This window comes from Rhodococcus sp. WAY2 (assembly GCF_009859915.1).
In the GTDB taxonomy this organism is placed as follows: domain Bacteria; phylum Actinomycetota; class Actinomycetes; order Mycobacteriales; family Mycobacteriaceae; genus Rhodococcus_F; species Rhodococcus_F oxybenzonivorans.
The window spans coordinates 4,908,276-4,932,027 of sequence record NZ_CP046572.1 but is presented as its reverse complement, the minus strand read 5'-3'; the positions used below and the strand labels follow the sequence as shown (position 1 = coordinate 4,932,027).

Annotated in this window: 24 protein-coding genes and 2 pseudogenes; 18 read left to right on the top strand and 8 right to left on the bottom strand. The window is 66.2% G+C overall.

Annotated elements, in window-relative coordinates; genetic code table 11:
- Positions 1 to 5 precede the first annotated feature (5 nt).
- Positions 6 to 1,088 (bottom strand): beta-mannosidase, encoded by a 1,083-nt coding sequence (locus tag GFS60_RS22350; RefSeq protein WP_159924680.1) that lies wholly within the window; start codon positions 1,086 to 1,088, stop codon positions 6 to 8.
- A 106-nt stretch (positions 1,089 to 1,194) separates the two neighbouring features.
- Here GFS60_RS22350 and GFS60_RS22345 point away from each other — a divergent pair.
- Positions 1,195 to 2,023, top strand: a pseudogene (locus GFS60_RS22345) (sulfurtransferase).
- A gap of 65 nt (positions 2,024 to 2,088) precedes the next feature.
- Here GFS60_RS22345 and GFS60_RS22340 read toward each other — a convergent pair.
- Entirely contained in the window at positions 2,089 to 2,292 is a 204-nt protein-coding gene (locus GFS60_RS22340) for a hypothetical protein (protein WP_159924678.1), read from the bottom strand.
- Positions 2,293 to 3,173: 881 nt separating this feature from the next.
- On the opposite strand from GFS60_RS22340, the gene GFS60_RS22335 reads away from it, so the two are divergent.
- The 4 genes from GFS60_RS22335 (at position 3,174) to GFS60_RS22320 (ending at position 6,127) form a co-directional block, all read left to right on the top strand.
- Positions 3,174 to 3,887: a M23 family metallopeptidase gene (locus GFS60_RS22335; protein ID WP_159924676.1), complete on the top strand. Its 714-nt coding sequence runs from the start codon at positions 3,174 to 3,176 to the stop codon at positions 3,885 to 3,887.
- A gap of 178 nt (positions 3,888 to 4,065) precedes the next feature.
- Positions 4,066 to 4,455, top strand: coding sequence for a hypothetical protein (locus GFS60_RS22330; RefSeq protein WP_236603249.1), 390 nt, complete (start codon positions 4,066 to 4,068; stop codon positions 4,453 to 4,455).
- A 114-nt stretch (positions 4,456 to 4,569) separates the two neighbouring features.
- Positions 4,570 to 5,205 (top strand): DUF1326 domain-containing protein, encoded by a 636-nt coding sequence (locus GFS60_RS22325; protein WP_159924673.1) that lies wholly within the window; start codon positions 4,570 to 4,572, stop codon positions 5,203 to 5,205.
- Positions 5,206 to 5,290: 85 nt separating this feature from the next.
- The gene (locus tag GFS60_RS22320; protein ID WP_159924671.1) at positions 5,291 to 6,127 is read left to right on the top strand and encodes a DUF2182 domain-containing protein; all 837 of its coding nucleotides are present in this window, start codon (positions 5,291 to 5,293) and stop codon (positions 6,125 to 6,127) included.
- A gap of 128 nt (positions 6,128 to 6,255) precedes the next feature.
- On the opposite strand, the gene GFS60_RS22315 is transcribed toward GFS60_RS22320, so the two are convergent.
- On the bottom strand, positions 6,256 to 7,683 hold the full coding sequence (locus GFS60_RS22315) for an MFS transporter (protein WP_159924669.1): 1,428 nt from the start codon (positions 7,681 to 7,683) through the stop codon (positions 6,256 to 6,258).
- Between the two features lie 447 nt (positions 7,684 to 8,130).
- Between GFS60_RS22315 and GFS60_RS22310 the strand changes: the two genes are divergently transcribed.
- From GFS60_RS22310 to GFS60_RS22275, 9 genes and pseudogenes are all read left to right on the top strand, one after another.
- Complete coding sequence (locus GFS60_RS22310) at positions 8,131 to 8,337, top strand: heavy-metal-associated domain-containing protein (RefSeq protein WP_159924667.1); 207 nt, start codon at positions 8,131 to 8,133, stop codon at positions 8,335 to 8,337.
- 37 nt (positions 8,338 to 8,374) lie between these two features.
- On the top strand, positions 8,375 to 9,322 hold the full coding sequence (locus tag GFS60_RS22305) for a hypothetical protein (protein WP_159924665.1): 948 nt from the start codon (positions 8,375 to 8,377) through the stop codon (positions 9,320 to 9,322).
- Positions 9,323 to 9,350: 28 nt separating this feature from the next.
- Positions 9,351 to 11,609, top strand: a complete 2,259-nt coding sequence (locus tag GFS60_RS22300) for a heavy metal translocating P-type ATPase (RefSeq protein ID WP_159924664.1) — start codon at positions 9,351 to 9,353, stop codon at positions 11,607 to 11,609.
- A gap of 99 nt (positions 11,610 to 11,708) precedes the next feature.
- Complete coding sequence (locus tag GFS60_RS38660) at positions 11,709 to 11,876, top strand: hypothetical protein (protein WP_201453420.1); 168 nt, start codon at positions 11,709 to 11,711, stop codon at positions 11,874 to 11,876.
- A gap of 23 nt (positions 11,877 to 11,899) precedes the next feature.
- Positions 11,900 to 12,241: a metal-sensitive transcriptional regulator gene (locus tag GFS60_RS22295; protein WP_159927450.1), complete on the top strand. Its 342-nt coding sequence runs from the start codon at positions 11,900 to 11,902 to the stop codon at positions 12,239 to 12,241.
- A gap of 226 nt (positions 12,242 to 12,467) precedes the next feature.
- Positions 12,468 to 12,668 (top strand): annotated as a pseudogene (locus GFS60_RS22290) (four-helix bundle copper-binding protein); the annotation flags it as partial.
- A 99-nt stretch (positions 12,669 to 12,767) separates the two neighbouring features.
- On the top strand, positions 12,768 to 13,484 hold the full coding sequence (locus tag GFS60_RS22285; RefSeq protein ID WP_159924663.1) for a DUF305 domain-containing protein: 717 nt from the start codon (positions 12,768 to 12,770) through the stop codon (positions 13,482 to 13,484).
- A gap of 296 nt (positions 13,485 to 13,780) precedes the next feature.
- Entirely contained in the window at positions 13,781 to 14,290 is a 510-nt protein-coding gene (locus GFS60_RS22280; RefSeq protein ID WP_159924662.1) for a MarR family winged helix-turn-helix transcriptional regulator, read from the top strand.
- On the top strand, positions 14,287 to 16,227 hold the full coding sequence (locus tag GFS60_RS22275) for an MDR family MFS transporter (RefSeq protein ID WP_442972168.1): 1,941 nt from the start codon (positions 14,287 to 14,289) through the stop codon (positions 16,225 to 16,227). Before GFS60_RS22280 ends, GFS60_RS22275 begins: the two co-directional genes overlap by 4 nt.
- A 46-nt stretch (positions 16,228 to 16,273) precedes the next feature.
- Here GFS60_RS22275 and GFS60_RS22270 read toward each other — a convergent pair whose 3' ends face one another.
- Positions 16,274 to 17,689, bottom strand: a complete 1,416-nt coding sequence (locus tag GFS60_RS22270; RefSeq protein ID WP_159924661.1) for an alkaline phosphatase PhoX — start codon at positions 17,687 to 17,689, stop codon at positions 16,274 to 16,276.
- Positions 17,690 to 17,832: 143 nt separating this feature from the next.
- On the opposite strand from GFS60_RS22270, the gene GFS60_RS22265 reads away from it, so the two are divergent.
- The 3 genes from GFS60_RS22265 to GFS60_RS22255 all read left to right on the top strand — a co-directional run bounded on the left by GFS60_RS22265 (position 17,833) and on the right by GFS60_RS22255 (position 19,683).
- Positions 17,833 to 18,150, top strand: a complete 318-nt coding sequence (locus GFS60_RS22265) for an ArsR/SmtB family transcription factor (protein WP_159924660.1) — start codon at positions 17,833 to 17,835, stop codon at positions 18,148 to 18,150.
- The gene (locus GFS60_RS22260; RefSeq protein ID WP_159924659.1) at positions 18,147 to 18,641 is read left to right on the top strand and encodes an SRPBCC family protein; all 495 of its coding nucleotides are present in this window, start codon (positions 18,147 to 18,149) and stop codon (positions 18,639 to 18,641) included. Before GFS60_RS22265 ends, GFS60_RS22260 begins: the two co-directional genes overlap by 4 nt.
- Positions 18,642 to 18,702: 61 nt before the next feature.
- Positions 18,703 to 19,683: a sigma-70 family RNA polymerase sigma factor gene (locus tag GFS60_RS22255; protein WP_159924658.1), complete on the top strand. Its 981-nt coding sequence runs from the start codon at positions 18,703 to 18,705 to the stop codon at positions 19,681 to 19,683.
- A gap of 3 nt (positions 19,684 to 19,686) precedes the next feature.
- Here the strand turns inward: GFS60_RS22255 and GFS60_RS22250 are convergent, their stop codons facing one another.
- The gene (locus tag GFS60_RS22250) at positions 19,687 to 20,091 is read right to left on the bottom strand and encodes a VOC family protein (protein WP_159924656.1); all 405 of its coding nucleotides are present in this window, start codon (positions 20,089 to 20,091) and stop codon (positions 19,687 to 19,689) included.
- A 97-nt stretch (positions 20,092 to 20,188) separates the two neighbouring features.
- Positions 20,189 to 20,860, bottom strand: coding sequence for a type 1 glutamine amidotransferase (locus GFS60_RS22245; protein ID WP_159924654.1), 672 nt, complete (start codon positions 20,858 to 20,860; stop codon positions 20,189 to 20,191).
- 324 nt (positions 20,861 to 21,184) lie between these two features.
- Here GFS60_RS22245 and GFS60_RS22240 point away from each other — a divergent pair, with 324 nt between their 5' ends.
- Positions 21,185 to 22,579: a WS/DGAT/MGAT family O-acyltransferase gene (locus GFS60_RS22240; RefSeq protein ID WP_159924652.1), complete on the top strand. Its 1,395-nt coding sequence runs from the start codon at positions 21,185 to 21,187 to the stop codon at positions 22,577 to 22,579.
- An 81-nt stretch (positions 22,580 to 22,660) separates the two neighbouring features.
- Here GFS60_RS22240 and GFS60_RS22235 read toward each other — a convergent pair whose 3' ends face one another.
- Positions 22,661 to 23,125 (bottom strand): SixA phosphatase family protein, encoded by a 465-nt coding sequence (locus tag GFS60_RS22235; protein WP_159924650.1) that lies wholly within the window; start codon positions 23,123 to 23,125, stop codon positions 22,661 to 22,663.
- 228 nt (positions 23,126 to 23,353) lie between these two features.
- On the bottom strand, positions 23,354 to 23,566 hold the full coding sequence (locus tag GFS60_RS22230) for a three-helix bundle dimerization domain-containing protein (RefSeq protein WP_236603247.1): 213 nt from the start codon (positions 23,564 to 23,566) through the stop codon (positions 23,354 to 23,356).
- Between the last annotated feature and the right edge of the window lie 186 nt (positions 23,567 to 23,752).

The window sequence follows — 23,752 nt, the reverse complement described above, 5'->3', positions numbered from 1 at the left end:
TCGGGTCAGCGGGTGCCGTTGCGCTCGCGGAGCACCCGCCGGAGCGGGTCGTCGGGACCGATGTCGTAGGTGCATTCGGATGGGCGAGGGTCGGGGACGAACGCCCACAATAACGCTCCGGCAGTTCCGGCCTCGCGCTGCCCGTCCATCTTGTTCGCGACGTCGCGCGCTCGATCCCCCACGGAACCGCAACCGGCCCCCGCGCTCTGACCGATCTCCGCAACGAGAAGTGGCTTGCCGAGACCGCGTGCCTGCTGAAGGTGCACCGCCAGGCCGTTGTACCGGTCGCCGGGCAGCGGCACTCCGTCGGCGCCGTAGTCGTGGTATTGCAGGACATCGAGTGCGGGCGAGGCGCCGACATACGCGTAATCTTCACCTGCCGTGCCACATTGGCCACCGCCGATCGTCCCGAGGGTGATCGGGTGCTCGCCGTCGAGTGCGCGGACACTGCCGCCGACCTCGTCGACGAACGCCCGCAACAAGCTCGCCGCCTGCGGGGTGCACGTGCGGTCCGGCAGCAGTGGTTCCGGCTCTCCGATCAGTTCCCACATCGCCAGCGACGGTGAGTCCCGCCATCGGCCGACAGCCGTCGTCACCCAGTCCTGGTAACTCAGCACCGAGCCCGGCGCGACGGTCTTCCAGTCCCCGGCATACCAGTTGCTGGTCTTGAATATCTCGTCACCGCACGCGCCGTCCTGGGCGGCAAGGACCGGGATGAGCAGTTGTCGGTGGGCTTCGGCGGCCCGGAACACGGCGTCGATTCCGGTGAAGTCGAGTGCGCCCGTCTTCTTGTCGATCGCGAGCCAATGGAAGGCGTTGAACCGGGTGAGCGAGGCCTCGGGCAAGCTCGCGAAGAACGAGTCGAGGTCGACCTCGGCGCCGCACCCACGATTGACCGACCAATCGGTAGCCAGTTGATACGCGTTCAGGCCGGCCGGCCACCACGGGGAGCCGTCGAGCGTCAGCCCGTCCGCGGTGGCCTGCACCCGGGCCGTCGATGTTTCGGTTCGTTCGGACGTCCCCGCGTCGCAGGCGACGACCCCGAAGAGAACGACCAGGATGAGAGCCGGCCGCCACCATCTCGTCATTCGTCCGAGGATGCCAGCCACTTCTGCTCTCGTACACCGATCGGTGCCGTGTCACAGTGGTCCGGACATCGGTGGACCGACCGGAAGGGCACAAGTGATGCGACCTGTGGTGACCGTGGACGAACTGAAGAAGGCGCTGACCGGTGACGCGCCGCCGGTGCTCCTCGACGTTCGATGGGCACTCGGCGACACCGAAGGCCGTCGGCACTACCTCGAAGCGCACGTGCCCGGTGCCGTGTTCGTCGACCTCGACACTGAACTCGCCGGCCCCGCGACACCGGCAGACGGTCGCCACCCACTGCCCTCGGTCGGCGCGCTTCAGGACGCGGCGCGCGGATGGGGTGTCTGCGCCGGGAGTGCCGTCGTGGCGTACGACGCTACGGGCAACCTCGCGGCGGCCCGCGTGTGGTGGCTGCTCCGATGGGCCGGTCTCACCCAGGTCGCGTTGCTCGACGGCGGTCTCCGCGCATGGACGAAGTCCGGCAATCCCACCCGTTCCGGTGACGAACATCCGGACGCACCCGGCGACGTGGTGCTCGAGGCGGGACATCTCCCGACGTTGACGGCCGACGAGGCAGCCGTACTCGCCGTCGACGGCGTGCTGCTCGACGCCCGGGCGGCCGAACGCTACACCGGCGAGACCGAACCCATCGACCCGCGAGCCGGTCACATCCCCGGCGCGATCAGCGCTCCCACCGCCCAGAATTTGACTGCCGACGGACGATTCGCATCGGTCGATACTGCGAGATCGATTCGCCGCAGTGGGAGCGGAACAAGTCTCACCTGTGGGCGTGTACTGCGGTTCCGGGGTGAACGCTGCCCATCAGATCGCGGCGCTGGCCCTCGCCGGTGTAGATGCGGCGCTGTACCCGGGGTCGTGGTCGCAGTGGTCGAACGACCCCGACCGTCCGGTGGCCACCGGGCCCGACCGCTAGCCGACCGACTCCGTGTCGTGCGCCGTCGGCGACGTGCCCGGCCTCCGAGTCGAGTCGTTCGATGATCATTGCTCGGTGAGTTCGATGTCCGGCAGTTGCCACGTCTTGTCGATAAAGGCCTTCTCCGGACCGTAGAAGCGCATCAAGATCTCGAGGCTGGCCGCCCACGGCGACCCACATGTCGCGGTGTTGTCGGTGTGGCGGTTTATGGTGGCTTCCGCGACGAGCAACAGGTCGCTGCACACTGACCAAGACCATGGATCGTTCATGGTCCTGATCTGTGGAGTCTCCTCAGATCGGTTGGGTGTGGCGACCTGTTTTTCAGTGTCGCTGGGCAGGTTCGTGTGGTTGCCCGTCCGCGGCGCGGTGTTTTGGAAAGTAGCCGGTCCCAGACCTCGCGGGGCAGATCGACCGGGCGGAGTATCGGCAGCGGCTCATGCCGCCGCCCGGCGTCAGACGACCGCAACTGCCTGGACGTGACGGCCGCCAGGTCCTGGGGCTTGTATCTCTCTCCGCCTCCCGATCACCGCACGCTGCGCACCTGTTCAACCAAGGCGATCCGCGGTTGTTTCTGTGGCGCAGTGCCGAGCTCACACGCTCAAATCTCAGGGCCGCTGGGCGAGAGGACCGCTCCCCCAGAGAGTTTCACGCGCCGGTAACGGAAATTCTTTCAACTAGCCTGGCCAGTTGTTGCAACCCTCGGTGAACACACGAAACCGCGAAAGTTGATTTACGCGACCCCACCCTCGGACCGGGGACAACTGTGGTGTTCGTCACATTTGTGAATCCCGGCGGCGCGTCCGCTTGCGCTGCGCCCATGACGCAGCCAGGCGCCGTGTCGCGGGATGTCGTCGCGCCGGTCCCCGCACCGCTCGCCGACTCGCAAATACCGAGGTCAGTACCGGTTTCCTTCGCCTTACGCGGCACTGCTCAACTCGGGATGCGGGACAGCAATCCCGTTGTCGTTATCTGGCGGTGCTGGTCACTCCAGGCCTCTGACGTGGCCGTATTCGAGCAAGATCATATTTAAGTATCGATTGGGTCACGATGGCGCGGTCGATACCGTTTTGTTACTTTCCTTCTCGACGGGGGTCCGAGGCGCGAATCTCAGGAGCGCGCGCCTAGCCGAACAAAGACGAGGTAAGACACCGTGGCGAAGCACCGCAGGACGGCACATCGTTCTCATTCCATCACCGGCCGCCTGAAGATCGCGACTGTCGCCGCTGCGACCGGCGCCATTCTGATCGGCGGCGCGCAGTTCGGCGCCGCGTCCGCGGCCGCCCGCCCGCTCGAGATCCCGCCGGGCCTGCTGCCCGCCGGTGTTCACCTACCCGTGATCGAGCTGCCCGATATCCCGGCCGCCCCGCCCTCGCCCGGCCGTGAGCTGCCAGACATCCCGGCCGCCCCGCCCTCGCCCGGCGTGCTCGGGCCGGTCAACCAGGGCACCCCCGCTCCGCTCAAGGCCCGCACCGTGCAGCCGGTATCGGGCACGCTTTCCTCCGGCTACGGCCCCCGCTGGGGCGCGCACCACGGCGGCATCGACATCGCGGCCCCGATCGGCACCCCGATCCAGTCCGCGGCCGATGGTGAGGTCATCTCCGCGGGCCCGGCCTCCGGGTTCGGGTTGTGGGTGCGGGTGCGCCACGACGACGGCGCCGTCACCGTCTACGGCCACATCAATGAGTTCATCGTCAACGTCGGCCAGCGGGTCGCGGCGGGTCAGCAGATCGCCACCGTCGGCAACCGTGGTCAGTCGACCGGTCCGCACCTGCACTTCGAGGTGTTGGACGCAGGCGGCAACCGGCTCAACCCGAGCCAATGGCTGCGCGACCGCGGCGTCTCGGCGACCTGGGGATCCGACTAGAACCCGCCCTGCGGTAGTCAGTTCCAAAACGATGCCGCCGCGCCGTTTCCACGCTGCGCCCCAATAGGAGTTGCAGGACAACCAGTTTCGTTCGATGCGGTCGCCGGGAACGCCCGGGTTCCACGTTCCTGGCTCTGGGACCCTCCTGTTCGCCGCCGAGTGCGGGAACGGTCCGGTCGTGCAACCGTTGATCGGGAACCTGGTGCGCTCTGCGATACCGCGCGCCGACCCGGGGAGCGTCGCCGCAGCGGCCGCCATTGGCCGCGACCGCTCGTTTCGCACGCTCGACGAACTCGGTGTGCTCGAGGCTCCGGTGCTCATCGTCCCCGGCGCCGATGAGCGTCACCCGGCCGCACTCGCCGAACGCATGAGCGCGACCATCCCGTATGCGACCCTCGCGCGGACCGTGTCGTTCGACGCATTGCGGACGGCTTCGCCGCCGCCGTGGTCCCGGAAATCCGCCGCTTCCTCGACCGCTGAGCCCCGTCCCTGTCCGCGTACGTGGACGTTATCCGCGCCCGCTTCCCGGATCGTTGTTCGCGTGGTAGCGAAGTGGGAGCATGGGTAGATACCGGCTCGATCCGGGCTTTCGGCTGTGCGCTGTACGGATGAATTGCGGGGGCACCCACGGGGCTGCGCATGACGACCTGGCGAAACGATTCAGCGACGAGGAGTGAGAGACATGGCCTGGCGAATCTCGGCGAACTACTACGAGGCCTGCAACTGCGACCTGGGGTGCCCGTGCAACATGAGCGGCTTTCCCACCCACGGAAACTGTGACGGTGTGGTCGGATTCGAGGTCACCGGAGGTGAACGCGACGGCGTCGATCTGGCCGGGGGGAAGGTCGCGAGCGCGGTGAAATGGCCCGGCGCCATCCACGAAGGCAACGGAACAATGGCCCTGTTCATCGACGCGACCCCCGAGCAGCGACAGGCCCTGCTGCCGATTCTCACCGCCGAGGATCCCGGTTTGCCCTGGGAGATCCTCGCCGCGACCGTCAGCGAGATCCATGGTCCGTTCTTCGAGACGATCGAGATCGACGACCGGGACACCGATTCCCGAGTCCAGGTCGGCGACAAATTGGTCGTTCAGATGCAGAGCTTCACAAACCCGGTGACCGGGGAGAAGCACGAACCGCACATGGTGCTCAAGGACGGGTTCATCTTCCAGGACGGTCAGATCGGCACTACCTCGGTGCTGCGGCTCGACGCCGACGGAGTGACATTCGAGCATCCGGGCAACAACGCGTACTACTCGCGCGTCGAGTGGTCCAGCGAGAACCGGATGGCGCCCGCCGGAGCGGCCGGCAAGTTCTGACTCGCGGCAGTGCACCACGATACGGCGGCGGTGGTGCGGCCCAGCTCGCCCGGGCGAGGCGGTGGAGTGTGACGGAGGAGTGCCGATGAGTCAGCCCCCGAGGATGGACACTCCCCGGATGGCCTACAGCGCCCTCGAACGCCGGGCGACGCTCGCCACGGTGGGGATTCTGCTCGCCCTTGCCGGGGTGGCGTGGTGGCGCACCATCCGTACTGCGGGCGGCATGGAATCGATGGTTCAAGGTTTCGCGTGGGTCGGTACGGCCATGCCCTTCGACATGGGGGCCGCCGTCTTTCTCGCCATGTGGACAACGATGATGGTGGCGATGATGTTTCCGACGATCGCCCCGATCGTCTTGCTGCACCGCCTGGTCATGCGCCGGCAGGCCCGCGGAATCGCCCCGACGGTCACCTTCGCTGCGGGCTACCTGGTGGTGTGGTCGGCTGTCGGGGTCGTTCCGCTGGCGGTGCTGCTCGGCTTCCGCCGGATCTCGCACGGCTCGACGTGGGTCGAGGTCGCAGCCGGTGGTGTGCTGGTCATCGCCGGCGGGTACCAGTTCACCCGGTGGAAGCAGGCGTGCCTACGGGCCTGCCGCACCCCGCTGACCTTCCTCGCCACCCACGACTTCGGAACCGGTCTGCGGGGCACCTTCCGCGCGGGTGCCTCGCATGGGCTCTATTGCTTGGGCTGCTGCTGGGCGTTGATGGCGGTCCTTCTCGTCGTCGGGTTGATGAACCTGACCTGGATGGCGGCGATCGCCGTAATCTTCCTGGCTGAAAAGAACTCCCGCCATTCGGTCGCGCTCACCCGGGTGGTCGGGAGCGCGGTCGCCCTGCTCGGGGTCGCCGTCCTCGTCCACCCGGCGCTGCTGCAGTCGCTGTCCCCCATGCCGGATATGTCCTCGCCGATGTCGGGCATGTGACCGATGCACCGATCCCCGGCGGGATCGGTGCACCCGATGACTACGCCAGATCGACCGCAGACCGACCCACGAGACGTCGCCGGTGGGATTCGGACAGTGTCCGAATCCCACCAGAGCGGTTGCGGCCGTCAGTTCAGCGCCGCCTCCGTCGTGAGGTCCGGTTGCGTCGTCGGTGTGCGCATCGACACCGCGGTGACGCCAGCCCCGGCCAGGGCGATGACGGCGGCGCCGAGGAATGCGGCGGAGAATCCGTTCGTCAACTCCGGGAGGTTACCGATCTGGTTGGCGCCGAACGAGGCGGCGACCGCGGTCATGGTTGCCAGGCCGAGTGCCGAGCCGACCTGGTAGCTGACGTTGACAATGCCCGACGCCAATCCGCCCTCTTCGGGCCGTGCGGCGGAGATCGCCGTGCCGAGGGAGGGAATGAAGGCGAGCGACATACCTGCTGCGGCAACGAGGGAAGCCGGAAGCACGTCGACCCAGAAATTACCGGTGGGCCGGACCAGTGCCATCCATCCCAGCCCGATCGCAAGAACGATCAAACCGGTCACGATCATCGGTTTCGCACCGAACCGCTGCATCGCCCGCGGCGCGATGACGATCATGCCGAGCATGATCAGTGTCGTCATCGGAAGGAGTGCTGCGCCGGCGGGAAAGGCGCTGTACCCCAACACCTGCTGCAGGTACAGGTTCAGGAAGAACCACATCGGGATCCACGCCGCACCGAGCAGCAGCTGGGCGATGTTCGCGGCGGCGAGGTTGGGGGCGGCGAAGATTCCCAAGCGCATGAGGGGGTCACGGCGCCGGGACTGGATCAGCACGAACGCGGCCAGCAGGACCGCGGACGCGGTGAGGTATCCCCAGGTTTGACCGGAGCCCCAGCCGACCTCGGGAGCTCGGACGATGGAGTAGACGGCGAGCGCCAGTCCGGCGGTGACGGTCAGTGCGCCGAGAATATCGATCGATCCGGATCGGGCGGGGGCGTTGGGCATCAGCAGCGGTGTCGCGGCGAGGGCGATCAAGGCGATGGGAATGTTGATGAAGAACACCCATGGCCAGCTGAGATATTCGGTGATCATTCCGCCGAGGAACACACCGGCGGTACCGCCGGCGGGTGCGGCGGCACCGTAGACGGCGAGGGCCTTGGTCAATTCCTTTTGGTTGGAACCGAACAGCATCATCAGCAGCGTCAGTGCCGAGGGTGCGATCAGTGCGGCACCGGCGCCCTGGATGGCGCGTCCGGCCAGTTCGGTGCCGACGTTCCCGGCGGCGCCGGCGGTGATCGATCCGGCGAGCAGAACCACCCAGCCGGTGGCGAAGATGCGTTTGGCCCCCCATAGGTCGGACAGGCGTCCGCCGAGCAGGAGCAGTCCACCGAAGGCGATGACGTAGGCGTTGAACACCCAGGTCAGGTTCTCCTGGGAGAAACCGAGGTCGGTCTGCATTTTCGGTAGCGCGATGCCGATGATGGAAGTGTCCATGATGACCATGAATTGGGCTGCGGCGATCAACGCCAGCGCCCACCACTTGCGTGTGGGTGAAACCTGAGTAGACATGACAATCATTCCTTACCGGTACGGGGTATTTGTGAGATGAACGATGACGAGCGCTGGGGTCGACCTACCCCCAACATCGAATCCCCAACCCCCGGTTGACCGCGAATAACTCTGAAGTGATGGCTTTTTCGGGTTTGTTGCCACCTTCTGTGCACATTGCTGTCCTCCTGGATTCCACGCTGCTCCTCTGTGACTACAAATACCTTAGGGGGGTATGGTGTCGAGAGCAAGGAGTGATCCTTACCAAGTCGCCGAAAGTGAGCGCCTCCCAGATCCCCACGGCCTCACGACCGACATCTCGAGAGCACTCCCCGGGGGTATAGACCCAGTGAGCGCAGGTCCTGACCCTTACCGCCTTGCATACCATAGGGGGGTATGGTAAATCTGTAGATGGGTCGCGGCACCCCGATCGCACCTGGCGAACGAATCGAAGAAAGAAGGACATCGATGAGCACCACCACCGTCACCGTCACCGGAATGACCTGCGGGCACTGCGTTTCCTCGGTCCGCGAAGAGATCGGCAACATCCCCGGCGTGACCGCCGTAGACGTCGACCTCGCCAGCGGCCGGGTCGTAATCGACTCCGACTCCCCGATCGAGAAGGCATCGCTCGCCCGGGCAGTCGACGAGGCCGGCTACCAGCTCGCCGGCTGACCGGACTACACCCAGACCCGGACAGGAGATTCCCACGATGAACGCATCGTCGAAGTTCGCCGGATTCACCGTCGGCCTGGCCGCGGTCTTCGCACTCGCCCTCGGGGCCGGGGCCGCCTTCGGCCCCGAGGTGCCCGCACCGGCCGACACACACGACACCTCAACCCACGACGCCGGACCCGGTTCGATTACGGGCGCACCGGTCGCCGAACAAACACCTGGAGGACTGATGGTCACCGACAGCGGATACACCCTGGCACTGGACACGGCGCAGGTTCCCGCCGGCGCTGACGTGCCACTGCGGTTCCGCATCCTGGGCGCCGACGGAGCACCCGTCACCCGCTACGTGGAGAGCCACGACAAGCAACTACATCTGATCGCGGTGCGCCGCGACCTGACCGGATACCAGCACGTGCACCCGGTACTCGACGCCGCCGGAACTTGGTCCGTTCCGCTCGATCTGACCCGCGCCGGGGCGTACCGGGTGTTCGCCGACTTCACCCCCGCCGGCGGTGACGGCGTGACTCTCGGCGCCGACCTGCAGGTCGCCGGTGCCTACGATCCGCAGCCCCTGCCCCCAGTGGCCGCAGCCGCCGTGGTCGACGGGTACACCGTCACCCTCGACGGCACCCTCACCCCGGGTCAGGCGTCGAAGGTCACCCTGTCGGTGGCCCGCGGCGGACAGCCGGTGACGGATCTGCAGCCCTACCTCGGCGCATACGGTCACCTGGTGGCCCTGCGGGCCGCCGACCTCGGCTACCTGCACGTGCACCCGGACGGCCATCCCGGTGATGGTGTCACCGCACCAGGTCCGGGCATCGACTTCTATGTCACCACCCCGAGCGCGGGCGACTACCGCCTGTTCCTGGACTTCCAGCACGATGGAGTGGTGCGGACCGCCGAATTCACCCTGACCGCCGGGCAGAGCTCCGGCGCCGCAGTGCCCCCCGCGCCGGAACCGATGCCCGCCGGGCACGGACACTGACGAAAACCACCACCGGAGAGGAGGAACGATGAATTCCGTCACGCAGCACCCGACCGCCGACGGCCGGGTCGAGCTCGAAATTGGTGGCATGACCTGCGCCTCGTGCGCGAACCGGATCGAGAAGAAGCTCAATAAGCTCGACGGCGTCACCGCCACGGTGAACTACGCCACCGAGAAGGCCCGCGTCAACTACGTCGGGGCTGTGTCGACCGAGGATCTCGTGGCCACCGTCGAGGAGGCCGGCTACACCGCCAAGGTCCCGGCGCCGCCCGCCGCCGATACCGCGGCCGGCCCCGCCGCGGAGCCGGACCCCACGGCCGAACTGCGTCAACGCCTGCTCGTCTCGCTGGTGCTCAGTGTGCCGGTGATCGCGATGGCCATGGTTCCGGCGCTGCAGTTCACCCACTGGCAGTGGCTTTCGCTTACCCTCGCCGCCCCGGTCGTGGTGTGGGGGGCGTGGCCGTTCCACAAGGCCGCCTTCACCAACCTGCGGCACGGCACCTCCACGATGGACACCCTCATCTCGATGGGCACCCTCGCCGCCCTGGGCTGGTCACTGTATGCGCTGTTCTGGGGCACCGCCGGAATGCCGGGCATGACCCACCCCTTCGAGCTGACCATCTCCCGCTCCGACGGGGCCGGCAACATCTACCTCGAGGCCGCCGCCGGGGTGACCACCTTCATCCTCGCCGGCCGCTACTTCGAGGCCCGCTCCAAGCGGCGCGCCGGTGCCGCCCTGCGGGCCCTGCTCGAACTCGGCGCCAAGGAGGTCTCGGTGCTGCGCGGCGGTGTCGAGCAGCGCATCCCAGTCGATCAACTGGCCGTCGGTGACGAGTTCGTCGTTCGCCCCGGGGAGAAGATCGCCACCGACGGTGTCGTCACCGACGGCTCTTCCGCGGTGGATGCGTCGATGCTGACCGGCGAATCCGTGCCCGTCGAGGTCGGACCCGACGACCGGGTCGTGGGCGCCACCGTCAACGTCGGCGGCCGGATCACCGTGCGTGCCACCCGCATCGGGTCGGGCACCCAGCTCGCGCAGATGGCGAAACTCGTCGAAGACGCCCAGACCGGTAAGGCGCAGGCGCAACGGTTGGCCGACAAGATCTCTGGGATCTTCGTCCCGATCGTCATCGCCCTGTCCGTCGCCACGCTGGGTTTCTGGATCGGCACCGGCGGCGGCCTCGCAGCCGCGTTCACCGCCGCCGTCGCCGTACTGATCATCGCCTGCCCCTGCGCCCTCGGCCTGGCCACCCCGACCGCACTGATGGTCGGCACCGGCCGCGGCGCCCAGCTCGGCATCCTGATCAAGGGGCCAGAGGTCCTCGAATCGACCCGCCGCGTCGACACCGTGGTGCTCGACAAGACCGGCACCGTCACCACCGGCAAGATGACCCTGCTCGATGTGATCACCGCCGACGGCGAAGACACCATGAAGGTGCTGCGCCTGGCCGGCGCCCTCGAGGATTCCTCCGAGCACCCCATCGCCGCGGCCATCGCCAAGGGCGCCCGCGACAAGGTCGGCGCCCTGCCGAAAGTTGAGCAGTTCACCAACATCGAAGGCCTCGGAGTGCAGGGCATGATCGACGAGCACGCGGTGGTCGTCGGCCGGGCCCGGCTCCTCGCGGACTGGGCACAGCACCTACCCGCCGATCTCGAAGCGGCCATGACCGCAGCCGAATCCGAGGGCAAGACCGCCGTCGCAGTCGGCTGGGACGGTAAGGCCCGAGCCGTGCTCGTCGTCGCCGACGCCGTCAAGGCCACCTCGGCCGAGGCGATCGGACAGCTGCGCAGGCTGAGCCTGACGCCGATCATGCTCACCGGCGACAACACCGCCGCCGCCCGCGCGATCGCCGACCAGGTCGGCATCGACGAGGTGATCGCCGAAGTGCTGCCCGCCGACAAGGTGGACGTCGTCAAACGGCTGCAGGATCAGGGCAAGGTCGTCGCGATGGTCGGCGACGGTGTCAACGACGCAGCCGCCCTGGCGCAGGCCGACCTCGGTCTGGCGATGGGCACCGGCACCGACGTCGCGATCGAGGCCAGCGACCTGACGCTGGTGCGCGGGGACCTCCGCGCCGCCGCGGATGCGATCCGGTTGGCCCGCAAGACGTTGGGCACCATCAAGGGCAACCTGTTCTGGGCCTTCGCCTACAACGTCGCCGCCCTCCCCCTGGCCGCGGCCGGGTTGCTCAACCCGATGCTCGCCGGTGCGGCGATGGCGTTCTCGTCGGTGTTCGTGGTCAGCAACAGCCTGCGGCTGCGTCGATTCCGGTCCCTCACTAGATAACCGCAGGCAACGCATCCAGGAGGCGTGTGGGGTGGGCGTGTGCCCGCCCGCCCCACCCCGCGCCGGTTAACCCGAATCCGGTCCCGAAAGGACAAGATCATGGCAACGGTGGCAACGACGTTGGTGCGCATCGTCCGACACCCCGTGACCCGGGCGGCGGCCCGGTGCGCGGTGATGTGCGCCGCATCGGCGATCGGCCGCCGGGTCGAGGGCCCACACCCCGCCCTGAATACCCCGGGCGGGCATAATCGGGGGTGCTCGGCATGACACTCGGATTCCAGGAGGACACCATGGCCACCACTCCCGCGGCCACCCACGCACCTGCCGAGACTGACGGCCATGACCATGCCGCGCACGGCTACATCACCGAAAAGGACGCCTACCTCAAGCGCCTCAAGCGCATCGAAGGCCAGGCCCGCGGACTGCAGCGGATGGTCGAGGAAGACAAGTACTGCATCGACATCCTCACTCAGGTGTCCGCGATGACCAAGGCCTTGCAGGCCGTGGCCATGGGACTGCTCGAAGACCACATCAGTCATTGCGTCGTCGACGCCGCCGTTGCCGGCGGTCCCGAAGCCGACGCAAAGATCAAAGAGGCCACCGACGCGATCGCCCGGCTCGTCCGCTCCTGAAAACCCACAGCCCGGCTCGAGGATCAGTCGTCGTCGTCCACCCCGGCGCTCTCGTCGGAGATCTCGACGAGGCGGCGACGGCAATGCATCCGCAACCCACCACACACCCGCGCCGCGGACCGACCGACTGTTTACCTGTACGGGTCTACGGGTACAGGGTGACGAGGCCGACGTTGTTGCAGCGGCGTCCGCCGCCGACATGCCCCTTTCACGAAAGGGAGTCATCGTGAGCACAGCCGAGCAGATGCTCGAGAGCTATCCGAAGAAACTGCGGCACATCGACCAGGCGGCACTTCTGGCCTGCATCGGGGCGCGCGCCGAGTGCGCGCAGACATGCACGGCCTGCGCGGATGCGTGTCCGAGTGAGCCGTCGGTGGCCGACCTGACCGCCTGCATTCGCACCGACCTCGACTGCGCTGCGGCGTGCCTGCGGTGTGAGAGGGCCGGCCGCGAGCTGTTTTCCGCACTCGACTGACCCTCGTCTTCGTCAGCGCATCCGCCGAAAGAAGAGAGAAGGTAGTTGTCGATGAACAAGTCCCTCGCCCTCGGCGCCGCATCGACGGCGCTGCTGCTGGCCCTGACCGCGTGCGGTGACTCCGGCACCGAGGAGAGCACCGCGACCACCAACTCGGCCGCCACCACCTCGGTAAGTGCCGAAAACGGTGCCGCCGAGCACAACGACGCCGATATCGCCTTCGCGCAGCGGATGGTTCCCCACCACAGCCAGGCGATCGAGATGAGTGAAATTCTGCTCACCAAGCAGGGGATCGACCCCCGAGTGGTCGACCTCGCGCAGCAGATCAAGGCGGCGCAGGGCCCGGAAATCGAGCAACTCAACGCCTGGCTGACCGCGTGGGGCCAAGGCACCGCTGCGACCACGACGACCGGCATGAACATGACCGAGTCCATGCCCATGGGCACCGGAATGCAGATGCCCGAGGCACCGGTGGTGATCCCGCCGGCGGGCACCAGTGAAATGGACATGCCCGGCATGGAGGGCGGCGAGGGCATGGAGGGGATGATGTCGGCCGAAGACATGGCTGGCCTGCGCGACGCCCAGGGCGTCGATGCCGCCAAACTCTTTCTCAACCAGATGATCGAGCACCACAAGGGTGCGATCACCATGGCCCAGACCGAGGTGGAGGACGGCCAGAACGCGCAGGCGAAAGCGATGGCGCAAAACATCATCACCACCCAGCAGCAGGAAATCACCACCATGGAACAGATCCTGTCGACCCTCTAAGGCGCGACACGGTCAGCGCGCCGGCGCAACCCATCCATGGTGACCTGCACCAGCCGCTGGACCGGTTCCCGGGTCGAAAGACCGGTGGCGGCGGTCAGGGCGTGCAGGCAGTATCTCGCCAGCTCATCGGCGGCAGACCGCAGCGCCTCCACTACCGTCTCACCCCCTAGGGCCGACGCGGTCACAACGCCGTCCAACGCTCTGTGATGGGAAAGACAGCGAAAACAGTTACTTGCTTGGGGTAACGATGTATATAGTTGCATGCAGAAAGTAAGTCGTCCTCAGGGGTTGTTGCCATGTCCACGCCATCCGCGTCTTCCGTGTCGTCCGTTTCGCTCGGCACGACCGAAGCTCTGATCGACGAGGTGTTCCTCTTCGGTCGGGTGCTTCGTGATGCCCTGGCGTCGGAAGCCGACGACCACCTCCCCCGCGCCCTGACAGGAGTTCTCCTCGTCCTGGCCGGGAGGGGTGAATGCCGGCAGAACGAACTGGCCACGGAAATGTGCGTCAGTCAGTCTTCCCTCAGTCGCCAGATCACCGATCTGGTCGACGCCGGGTACGTCACCCGGCACCCGGACCCTGCGGACGGGCGTGCATTCCGAATACGCGTGTCGGACGACGGCTTGGCGTACGTGAAATACGTACGAACACGACGTGCCGCACGCATGCAAAAAATGCTGACCGGATGGAACGAAACCGAGGCAGCCACGGCCCTCGACTCGATCCGGCATCTGAAGGAAACACTCTTCGATGCCGAGCACCGGATCGTATCGAGCTCGAACCCGATTGGAACACAAAGCGTATGACCGAAACAGATATCCGCACGCCGGTCGGCGAACCGCAGGCCATGAGTCACCGTCAGATTCTCGAAGCCCTCACCGGCCTGCTCGCAGCCCTCTTCACGGCACTGCTGAGCACCACCATCGTCTCCACCGCCCTGCCGACGATCATCGGTGACCTCAAAGGGACGCAGACCGCGTACGCCTGGGTCATCACCAGCGCGTTGCTGGCCAACGCCGCCTCGACGCCCATTTGGGGCAAGCTCTCCGACCTGTTCAACAAGAAGGTCCTGGTCCAGAGCGCGATCGTCATCTTCGTCATCGGTTCGGTGATCGCCGGATTCGCACACAACGTGCCGCTTCTGCTGACCGCGCGTGTCATCCAGGGCGTCGGCATGGGCGGTCTGACCGCGCTCGTCGTCGCCATCATCGGCACCATCGTCTCGCCTCGCGAGCGCGGCCGGTACTCCGGTTACATGGGTGCCGTCATGGCGGTCTCGATGTCGGGCGGCCCGATCCTCGGCGGAGTCATCGTCGACAGCCCCCTCGGCTGGCGCTGGACGTTCTTCGTCTGCGTCCCGCTCGCCGTCGTCGCACTGTTCCTGCTGCAGCGCACACTGCACCTTCCGACGGAGAAGAAGGACGACGTCTCCATCGACTGGCTCGGAGCGCTGCTGCTCACCGCGGGCGTGTCCATCCTGCTCATCTGGGTGTCGTTCGCAGGTAAGGCCGGCTACTACGAGTGGTTCTCCCGCGAGACGGCGCTGTACGTCGGCACCGGCGTGCTCCTCCTCGTGGCAACCGTCCTGGTCGAAGCCAAGGCGAAGGCTCCCATCATTCCGCTGAAGATCGTCACCGAGCGGACCACCGGCCTCGCGATCATCGCGTCCGTCGCCGTCGGTGTCGGAATGTTCGGTTCCACCACCTTCCTCGGCCAGTACTTCCAGACCTCGCGGGGCTACACCCCCACGATGGCCGGCGTCCTCACCATTCCGATGGTCGCCGGGATGCTCATCGGCACGGTCGGCTCCGGACAGCTCATCACCCGGTTCGGGAAGTGGAAGTCGTTCGTCGTCGGCGGCGCCGTCTTGATGATCATCGGTTTCGGGCTGCTGAGCACCCTCGATCACGAGACGAGTCTGACCCTCGTCAGCCTCTACATTGCCATCATCGGTCTGGGCATGGGCATGCTGATGCAGAACCTGGTGCTCGCCGTGCAGAACACTGTCAGCGTCCAGAACATCGGTGCGGCCTCGAGTTCGGTCGCCTTCTTCCGAACCTTCGGTGGCGCCATCGGCGTCTCGGTTCTCGGTTCGGTCCTGGCGACACGGGTCTCCGACCTCTCTGCCGACGGATTCGCCGAGCTCGGCATCCCGGCAGGGTCGAGCAGCGGTGGCGGCAGCCTGGACCTCACGTCCATGCCCGCACCCGTGCAGAGCGTCATTCGTGCTGCATACGGAGACGCGACCGGCCGGATCTTCCTCATCGCCGCGCTCGTCGCCCTCATCACCCTGCTCGCCGTCATCCTGCTGCCCAACCGCCCGCTGCGTCGCACCATCGACCTGTCGAGCGACCAGGATCCGGTGCAGGAACCGGACTACGCCATGGCGGCCGACCGCGCATCGGAGTCGGATACCACGCCGATCCCGTCCGCCGATTCCCGCGGAGGCAGGCACGAGGCGCCCGCCGACCAGCAACCGTTCGCAGGCCTGAGCGCGGACGCTCGTGACCGGCTCCTGTCCCTACTCCTCCCTCAGCCCGAGCAGACCCTGGAAGCGATCGACGAGGCCGAGAAGATTCGCGACGAGGTGAACCGCCTCCGAAACGACCTCAACGCCAAGCTCATCGAATTCGATGCGGTCTGGGATCGTCTGCGCGACCTCGGACTGAGCGAAGACCAGGTGGCCGGCGTGCTCGGCGGCACCCCGGTGACGGACACCGGCAACGGCGTTCTCCTCCGCTGAATCCCCCCCTGTGAGTACTTGTTAACACCCCGCTGTTAACAAGTACTCACAGCATGGGGCGGCGCCACGGACCACGGATCGCCAGAAGCAGCCCGGGCGATTGAATGCTCGCGAACAGCGTCTTCCCGTCTGCGCTGAACGCCGGACCGCAGAACTCGCTGTCGTTCAACTCGTTACGGGCCAGCGCAAAAGGCTCCCCCTCCGCCGTGACCCCCACCAGATGGCTGATGCCGTCGCCGTCCTCGGCGAGGATGACGCCGCCGTGCGGTGACACGGTGATGTTATCGGGGCCGTCGTAGTTTCCGGTGTCCACGGCCGGGTCCGGGTTGACGCCGAACAACGTCTTCAACGTGATGGTCTCCGTCGCCGGGTCGTAGAACCAGACCTGGCCGTCGTGCTCGGCGGCACTGCCGTCGCCGGTACGCGCGAAGCTGGCGACGAAGTAGGCGCCACCGTCACCCCACCACTGCCCCTCCAACTTTCGGCTGCGCGTCACCTGGTCGTCGGTGAACTGTTTGCGCACCGGGGTGCTCTTGGCGTCGCGGTCGGGCACGTCCACCCACTGCACCGTGTACCGGACACCGGGTTCCGTCGCCTGCGAGAGGTCGCGTACGTGGACACCGTCCTGGAAGCACGCCATGGCCTGTAGTGCGCCTGCGGTATCCCCGCCCGACGACTGCGCCAGTCCGCGGAGCGAGCCGGGTCCCCCGCGGAAACCCTGCGGCGGCGTCCACCGGTAGTACAGCCCGTTCGGATCGGAGGCATCCTCGGTCAGGTAGATGGCATTGGTCGCCGGATCGACGGCGACTGCCTCGTGTGCGTACCGGCCCAGGAATTTGTAGGGAACCGGACTCTTGCCCCGGTTGGCGTCCTGTCCGGCCGGATCGACCTCGAAGACGTACCCGTGGTCGAGGAGGAATCCGCCCGTTCCTGCGCGAGCCTCGGTTTCCTCGCAGGTCAGCCACGTGCCCCACGGCGTGATCCCGCCGGCGCAGTTGTTCACCGTCCCCGCCACACTCACGTACTGACCCAGCCACTTCCCTTCCGCGTCCACCGTTGTGGTGGTGGTACCGCCGCGCGCACCCGTGTCGTAGGTGAGCCCCTCGACTGCGGGCACGCCGAACGGCTCGTCCTTGCCGATCTCGTGGTTGCTGACCACAGTGGATCCCCCACCTTGCCGGGCGAACACGCCGTTGGCGTCGAAGTCGCTGGGCACGGACTCCCCGCTGTCCAACTTGGTGTCGCCGGATCGGGACACCACCGTGTACGAGAAGCCGGCCGGGAGCGCGAGGATTCTGTTCGGATCGGGAATCAGCGGCCCGTAGCCGATCGCCCGACCGGGCACCGCGGACGCCACAGCAGGTCGGACGAAGGCCTCGACACTACCGGCGAGCGCCACGCCCAAGCCGGTCAGCGCGGTCCGGCCGAGGAAGCCGCGGCGATTGAGTGGTGCTGTGGTCACTGTCTGTTACCTCCATGCATGCCAACGGGACATCCGGACGCTAGGGAGCGAACATGTCCGACTTCGGCGTCGCACCGTGTCACCGAGGTGAACTGGACGCGAATTCGTTGACATGTGACCAAATGGTCACCTATCGTTGAGCCATGGACGACGATCACGTCTTCAAGGCGCTGGCCGACCCGACGCGCCGCCTGATCCTCGATCGATTGTTCGCCCATGACGGTCAGACGCTGACCGAACTCGAGTCGCAGGTCGAGATGACCCGGTTCGGGGTCATGAAGCATCTGCGCGTACTCGAAGACGCAGGCCTGGTGGTCACGCGTCGTGCCGGCCGGGAAAAGCTGCATTATCTCAACCCCGTGCCGATCCAGCTGATCCACCAGAGGTGGATCGACAAGTACACCGAGCGTCACGCCGCGGCGCTCGCTCAGCTGAAAGCCGAACTGGAGGAAGAGAAATGACTGAACTCGTGCAGATTTATGCCGTGTACATCAAGGCGACGCCCGAGGCGATCTGGGAGGCCGTCACCAAGCCGGAGTGGTCGGAGAGGTACGGGTACGGCGGACACGTGCACTACGACCTCCGGCCCGGAGGCAAGTACGAGTCGCGCGCCAGCGATGACATGAAGGCCCACCCAGGCGTGCCCGATGTCGTCGTCGACGGCGAGGTGCTCGAGTGCGATCCGCCGAAGAAGCTCGTCCAGACGTGGCGCATGCTGATGGACCCCGACAACATCGAAGGATTCACCACGCTCACCTACGACATTGCGCCGTCGAGTCGACCCGGAGTCACGAAATTGACTGTGACGCATGATCTCAGCAATGCCCCGCAGATGGCACGGATGGTCGCGGGCGAGCACGAACCGGAAGGCGCCGGTGGTGGCTGGAACGAGGTCCTGAGCGGACTGAAGACACTCCTCGAGACGGGAGAGCCGATGGTGAACTGGGGCTGAACTTCGGGTCGGTGCGCACGAGTGCCGACACTCGTCGGTGGGCAGCAGTAAGCTGCCCACTATGACGGCCGCGCAGTCGCTCGACGAGGATTTCCTCGCCCTCGCCGACCCTTATCGACGTGAGTTACTGGCCCATTGCTACCGCATGATGGGTTCGCTCCACGATGCCGAAGACCAGATGCAGGAGACGTTCATCCGCGCGTGGCGCGGGTACGGGGGCTACAAGCAGCAGTCGTCGCTGCGCACCTGGCTCTACCGGATCGCCACCAACACCTGCTTGACGGCCTTGCAGAGCCGGTCCATGCGACCCCTGCCCAGCGGACTGGGTGCGCCCGATTCGGATCCCACCGCTGAGCTGGTCCAACGGCACGAGGTGCCTTGGCTCGAGCCGATTCCCGACACCGTGTACGACGACGCCAGCGACCCCGCGAACATCGTCACCTCCCGCGAATCGGTGCGGCTGGCGTTCATCGCCGCCCTGCAGCACCTGCCTCCCCGCCAGCGCGCGGTCCTGGTGCTGCGCGACGTGCTGCAGTGGAAGGCGTCCGAGGTCGCCGCGGCTCTCGACAGCACGACTCCCGCGGTCAACAGCCTGCTGCAACGGGCCCGCGCGCAGCTCGAACTGGCCATGCCCACCACCGACACCCTCGTCGAACCGGAATCCCCGGAGGAAAAGGCCCTCCTCGAGCGGTACGTCACGGCCTTCGAGAACTACGACGTCGAGGCGATCGTGGAGATCTTCACCAAGGAAGCCGTGTGGGAGATGCCGCCCTTCGACGGCTGGTACCTCGGTGGTGAGAACATCGGCCGGCTCATCAGCAACAACTGTCCGGCGCAACGTGCCGGCGACATGCGCCTGCTCCCCTCGTGGGCGAACGGCCAGCCCGCCTTCGGCCTTTACATGCGAGGCGAGGACGGCGTGCACCGGCCGTTCCAGCTCCACGTCCTCGACGTCACGGCCGGTGGAGTCGCGCACGTCGTCTGCTTCTTCGATCTCGACCTGTTCGAGAAGTTCGGGCTGCCGCAGACTCCACCGACCTGATCCTTACGCGGGTACGGCCGTCGGATCCATCCACATGACCTCCCAGACGTGACCGTCGAGGTCGCGGAACGCCCGGCCGTACATGAAGCCCTCGTCCTGCAACTTGCCCCATGCACTTCCGCCTGCGGCGAGGGCCTTGTCCACCAGGGCGTCGACCTCCTCGCGGCTTTCGGCCGAGATGCACAAGAGGGCCTCGACCGCTTTCGAGGTGTCGCAGATGTCGACCTCGATGAAGTCCCGGAACTTCGGCTCGACGAGAAACATCACCGACGTGGATTCGTTGATCACCATCGCGGCGCACGAATCGTCGCTGAAAGTGGCATTGAACTCGAACCCGAGATCACCGAAGAACTTCTTGGTGGCGTCGAGATTCTTGATCGGCAGGTTGACGAAGAGCATCCGGGACATCGCAATCTCCTTCTCGAAGTCCTTCCCCAGCGGAAGGTCATCGATACAGACTGCCGTCGTCCTCGAAACTCATCGGTGAATCGGAAACTACTTCTTCTCAGCTTTCGGCGAGGTCCAGGAACGCGCCGATCACCACTTGCCCGACGGCAGCCACCTCGTCCATATGCTCTCCAGACGGTGCCGTGCCGGCGGGCATGTGGTTCTGCATCACCGACAGGTGCTCGCGCGTCAGCTCGACGTGGAACTGCAACCCGTATGCGCGCCGACCGAGCCTGAAGGCCTGGTTCTCGTAGGCCTCACTACTCGCGAGCCGTGTCGCCCCCTCCGGAAGATCGAAGGTGTCGTTGTGCCAGTGAACGACGGCAAACTGACTTCCGGCCGAACCGAACACGGGATCGCGGGCGCCCTCGTCGGTCACTGTCACGAGTCCGGCACCGTGCTCCGGAACCGGACCGGTCCGAACATCACCGCCGAAAGCAGCGGCGAGAAGTTGAGCGCCGAGGCAAATTCCGAGAACCGGGAGCCCGGCGTCGACTGAATCCCTGATGAATTTTCGCTCTCGCGGAAGTTGCGGGTGGGTAACATCGTCCAACGCACCCATCGGACCGCCCATCACCACGAGACCGCCGATGTCGTCGGCGGCGGGAAGTTCGAAGGCGTGATACATCGGGTATTCGACGTAAGAAATCCCGCGGTTCTTCAAAAGGGCCCCAACCAATCCCGGCCCCTCGAACGACACGTGTTTCACTACCGCCCACGGCTTGTCCATGCCGTGATTGTCGCTGATATGGGACTTTCGACTCTAGCCAGGGCACACTCACTCGAATTCCGCACTGGGTGCACAATTTTCGCTTGTTCACGTGGGTGTCACATACCCCGCGCCGCCACCTCGAGTTGGACGCTTGTCTAGTGGCATGGCTCACGGAAAACCTGGTACAAATACCAGCGTCACTGATTCGTGACCCGTCCCATATCGATTAGTTATTAAGTGGTGGCGCCCGACAAGGGGGCCACCGTCCCCCGCCGTCACCTCAAACCAGAGACGAAACCTCCCGCGATCCGGGAAACGTCCCCGGGATGGAAAGGGCAATAGATGCCGCTCCCCATGTCACCTCTCGACTCGATGTTCCTCCTCGGCGAGTCTCGCGAGCATCCTATGCATGTCGGCGGTGTCGAAATCTTCCAGCCGCCGGAGGGTGCCGACACGCACGACATCCGCGCCATGCTCGACCGCGCACTCGCCGAAAGCACCGGAGCAATTGCCCCGAAACTGGCCAAGCGTGCGCGTCGATCCCTGTCCTCGTTCGGTCAGTGGAGCTGGGAGACGGTCGACGAACTGGACCTCGAGCACCACATCCGCCACGACGCCCTGCCCGCTCCGGGCACCGAGGCCGAGTTGATGGCGCTGTGCTCGCGGTTGCACGAATCCCTCCTCGACCGGAGCCGGCCGTTGTGGGAGATGCACCTCATCGAGGGCTTGAGCGACGGACGCTTTGCTGTCTACACCAAGATCCATCACTCGGTTGCCGACGGCGTCACCGCGATGAAGATGCTGCGCAACGCGCTCAGTGAAAACTCCGAGGAGCGCGATATGCCCGCTCCGTGGGAGCGTGCACACACACGACCGCCCCGCGCGCAGTCTTCGGGCGGATTCAGCCTCTCCAACCTTGCCGGCGCCACGCTGCGCACCGCGCGCGACACCGCCGGAGACGTTGCCGGACTCGTTCCCGCACTCGCCGGAACGATCACTCGGGCGTTCCGCGACAAGGGTGGTCCGCTCGCCCTGTCCGCTCCGAGAACTCCCTTCAACGTTCCCATCACCGGTGCACGCCAGTTCGCTGCCCAGTCGTGGCCGCTCGAACGCCTGCGCCTGGTGGCTAAACTGTCCGACTCCACCATCAACGACGTCGTCCTCGCGATGTCATCGGGTGCGCTGCGCAGCTACCTCGAGGATCACGACGCGCTCCCGGCGGAGCCCCTGGTCGCGATGGTGCCGGTGTCCCTGCAGAACCAACGCCAGGCGGCGACGGGGAACAACATCGGTGTCCTCATGTGCAACCTCGGCACGCACCAGCCGGATGCCGCGGATCGGCTGGACACGATTCGCACCAGCATGTGCGAAGGCAAAGAGGCGCTGGAGTCGATGAGCGCCACCCAGATCCTGGCGATGAGCGCTGTCGGTGCGGCGCCGGTCGGCGCGAGCATGCTCTTCGGGCACAACTCGCGGCTGCGTCCGCCGTTCAACCTCATCATCTCGAACGTTCCCGGGCCCAGCGCCCCGCTGTACTGGAACGGTGCACGGCTCGACGCCATTTACCCGCTGTCCATTCCGGTGGACGGCCAGGCGCTGAACATCACCTGCACGAGCAACGACGACATCATCTCCTTCGGAGTCACCGGTTGCCGCAGCGCGGTGCCCGACCTGAAGTCGATCCCGGCGCGGCTCGGCCACGAGTTGCGCGTCCTCGAGGAGTCGCTGGGGATCTGACGGGTCAGGTTTCGGCGCGGTCGCTGTGCCCGAGGTGGCGGTCGGAGCCACGAGGAATGGTTGGGGCACAATAGGTCCGAATCATGTGGGGTCGGGAGCGATGTAGCGGAAAGTGAACGGTGGGGGTGCGGCGGGGTCGATGATCCACGCACCGCCCTTGGCGGTCTTCGTGGCCGGGGGCACCCGGGCCGATCTGTGTGTGGGTGCCGTCGCCGCAAGGTCGTCGAGAACCTCACCATGGGTGCACCACAGCGTTCCGTCGATGTCCGGGGCGCACAGCGCGGCGAACAGTCGATCGACCGGGGCACCCGGCGCGAGCAAGCAGTGATCCTCGACAGTGAGTCCCCGGGCCGCGGCCAACGGCGCGAGTGTGCCGCGGCACCGCACGGTGGGGCTCGAGAGCAACGCGCGTATCTCGATTCCGGCCAGCGCCGCCACCAGGTGGTCGGCCTGCCTGCGACCGAGCCCGCTGAGCGGGCGGGCGGCGTCGGGGCCGTGCCACTGCGTCTTGTTGCCCGCGTGCGCGTGGCGTACGAGTACGAACATCGCCCCTCCGCGGAACCATTGTTGGGGTGAACCGACAATCCTTGGGGGCAGCAAGGACTCAGACCCGCCGATTGCTGACCTCGCGACAGTCTATTGAGCGGACGCACCGCGGTGTCGAATTCGTGAAAAGTTACTTCTTCAGATCAGGCGGTCCGGCAGGTGAATCGCTGGTGGGCGAGTCATATTCGCGCACCGGGTGCAGGGGACGCCATCAGCGGTGTGGATCGCTCAGAACGCAGGTTCGGTCATCGAGGTGAGCTGTTCGTCGGCGTAGCGCTCGACGAGCAGGGGCACGAAGTCGCGGATCTTGCGGCCGCGGAAGTGGTTGTGCGCGGACATCACGACGACGCTCACATCGTGGCGCGGAATGTGCGGGTGTTTGCAGGTCAGTCTCTCGATGACCTGTTCGATGAGCTGGCCTTCCTCATCGGTGCTTATCACTCCTCCATCGTCCCCGGCCGGGCGCGCGGTGGTCAAGGGTCAAAGGAACGTAAAAGGACGGCTCGACTTTCGCAAAGACACGCCGACGACCCGGCACAGGGTCGTACATCTGTTGGACGTTATCTGTTCATTTTCCGTTCACCGAGGAATAGGGTTGCGGGTGGGGTAATTCGAGCCCACTTCGCA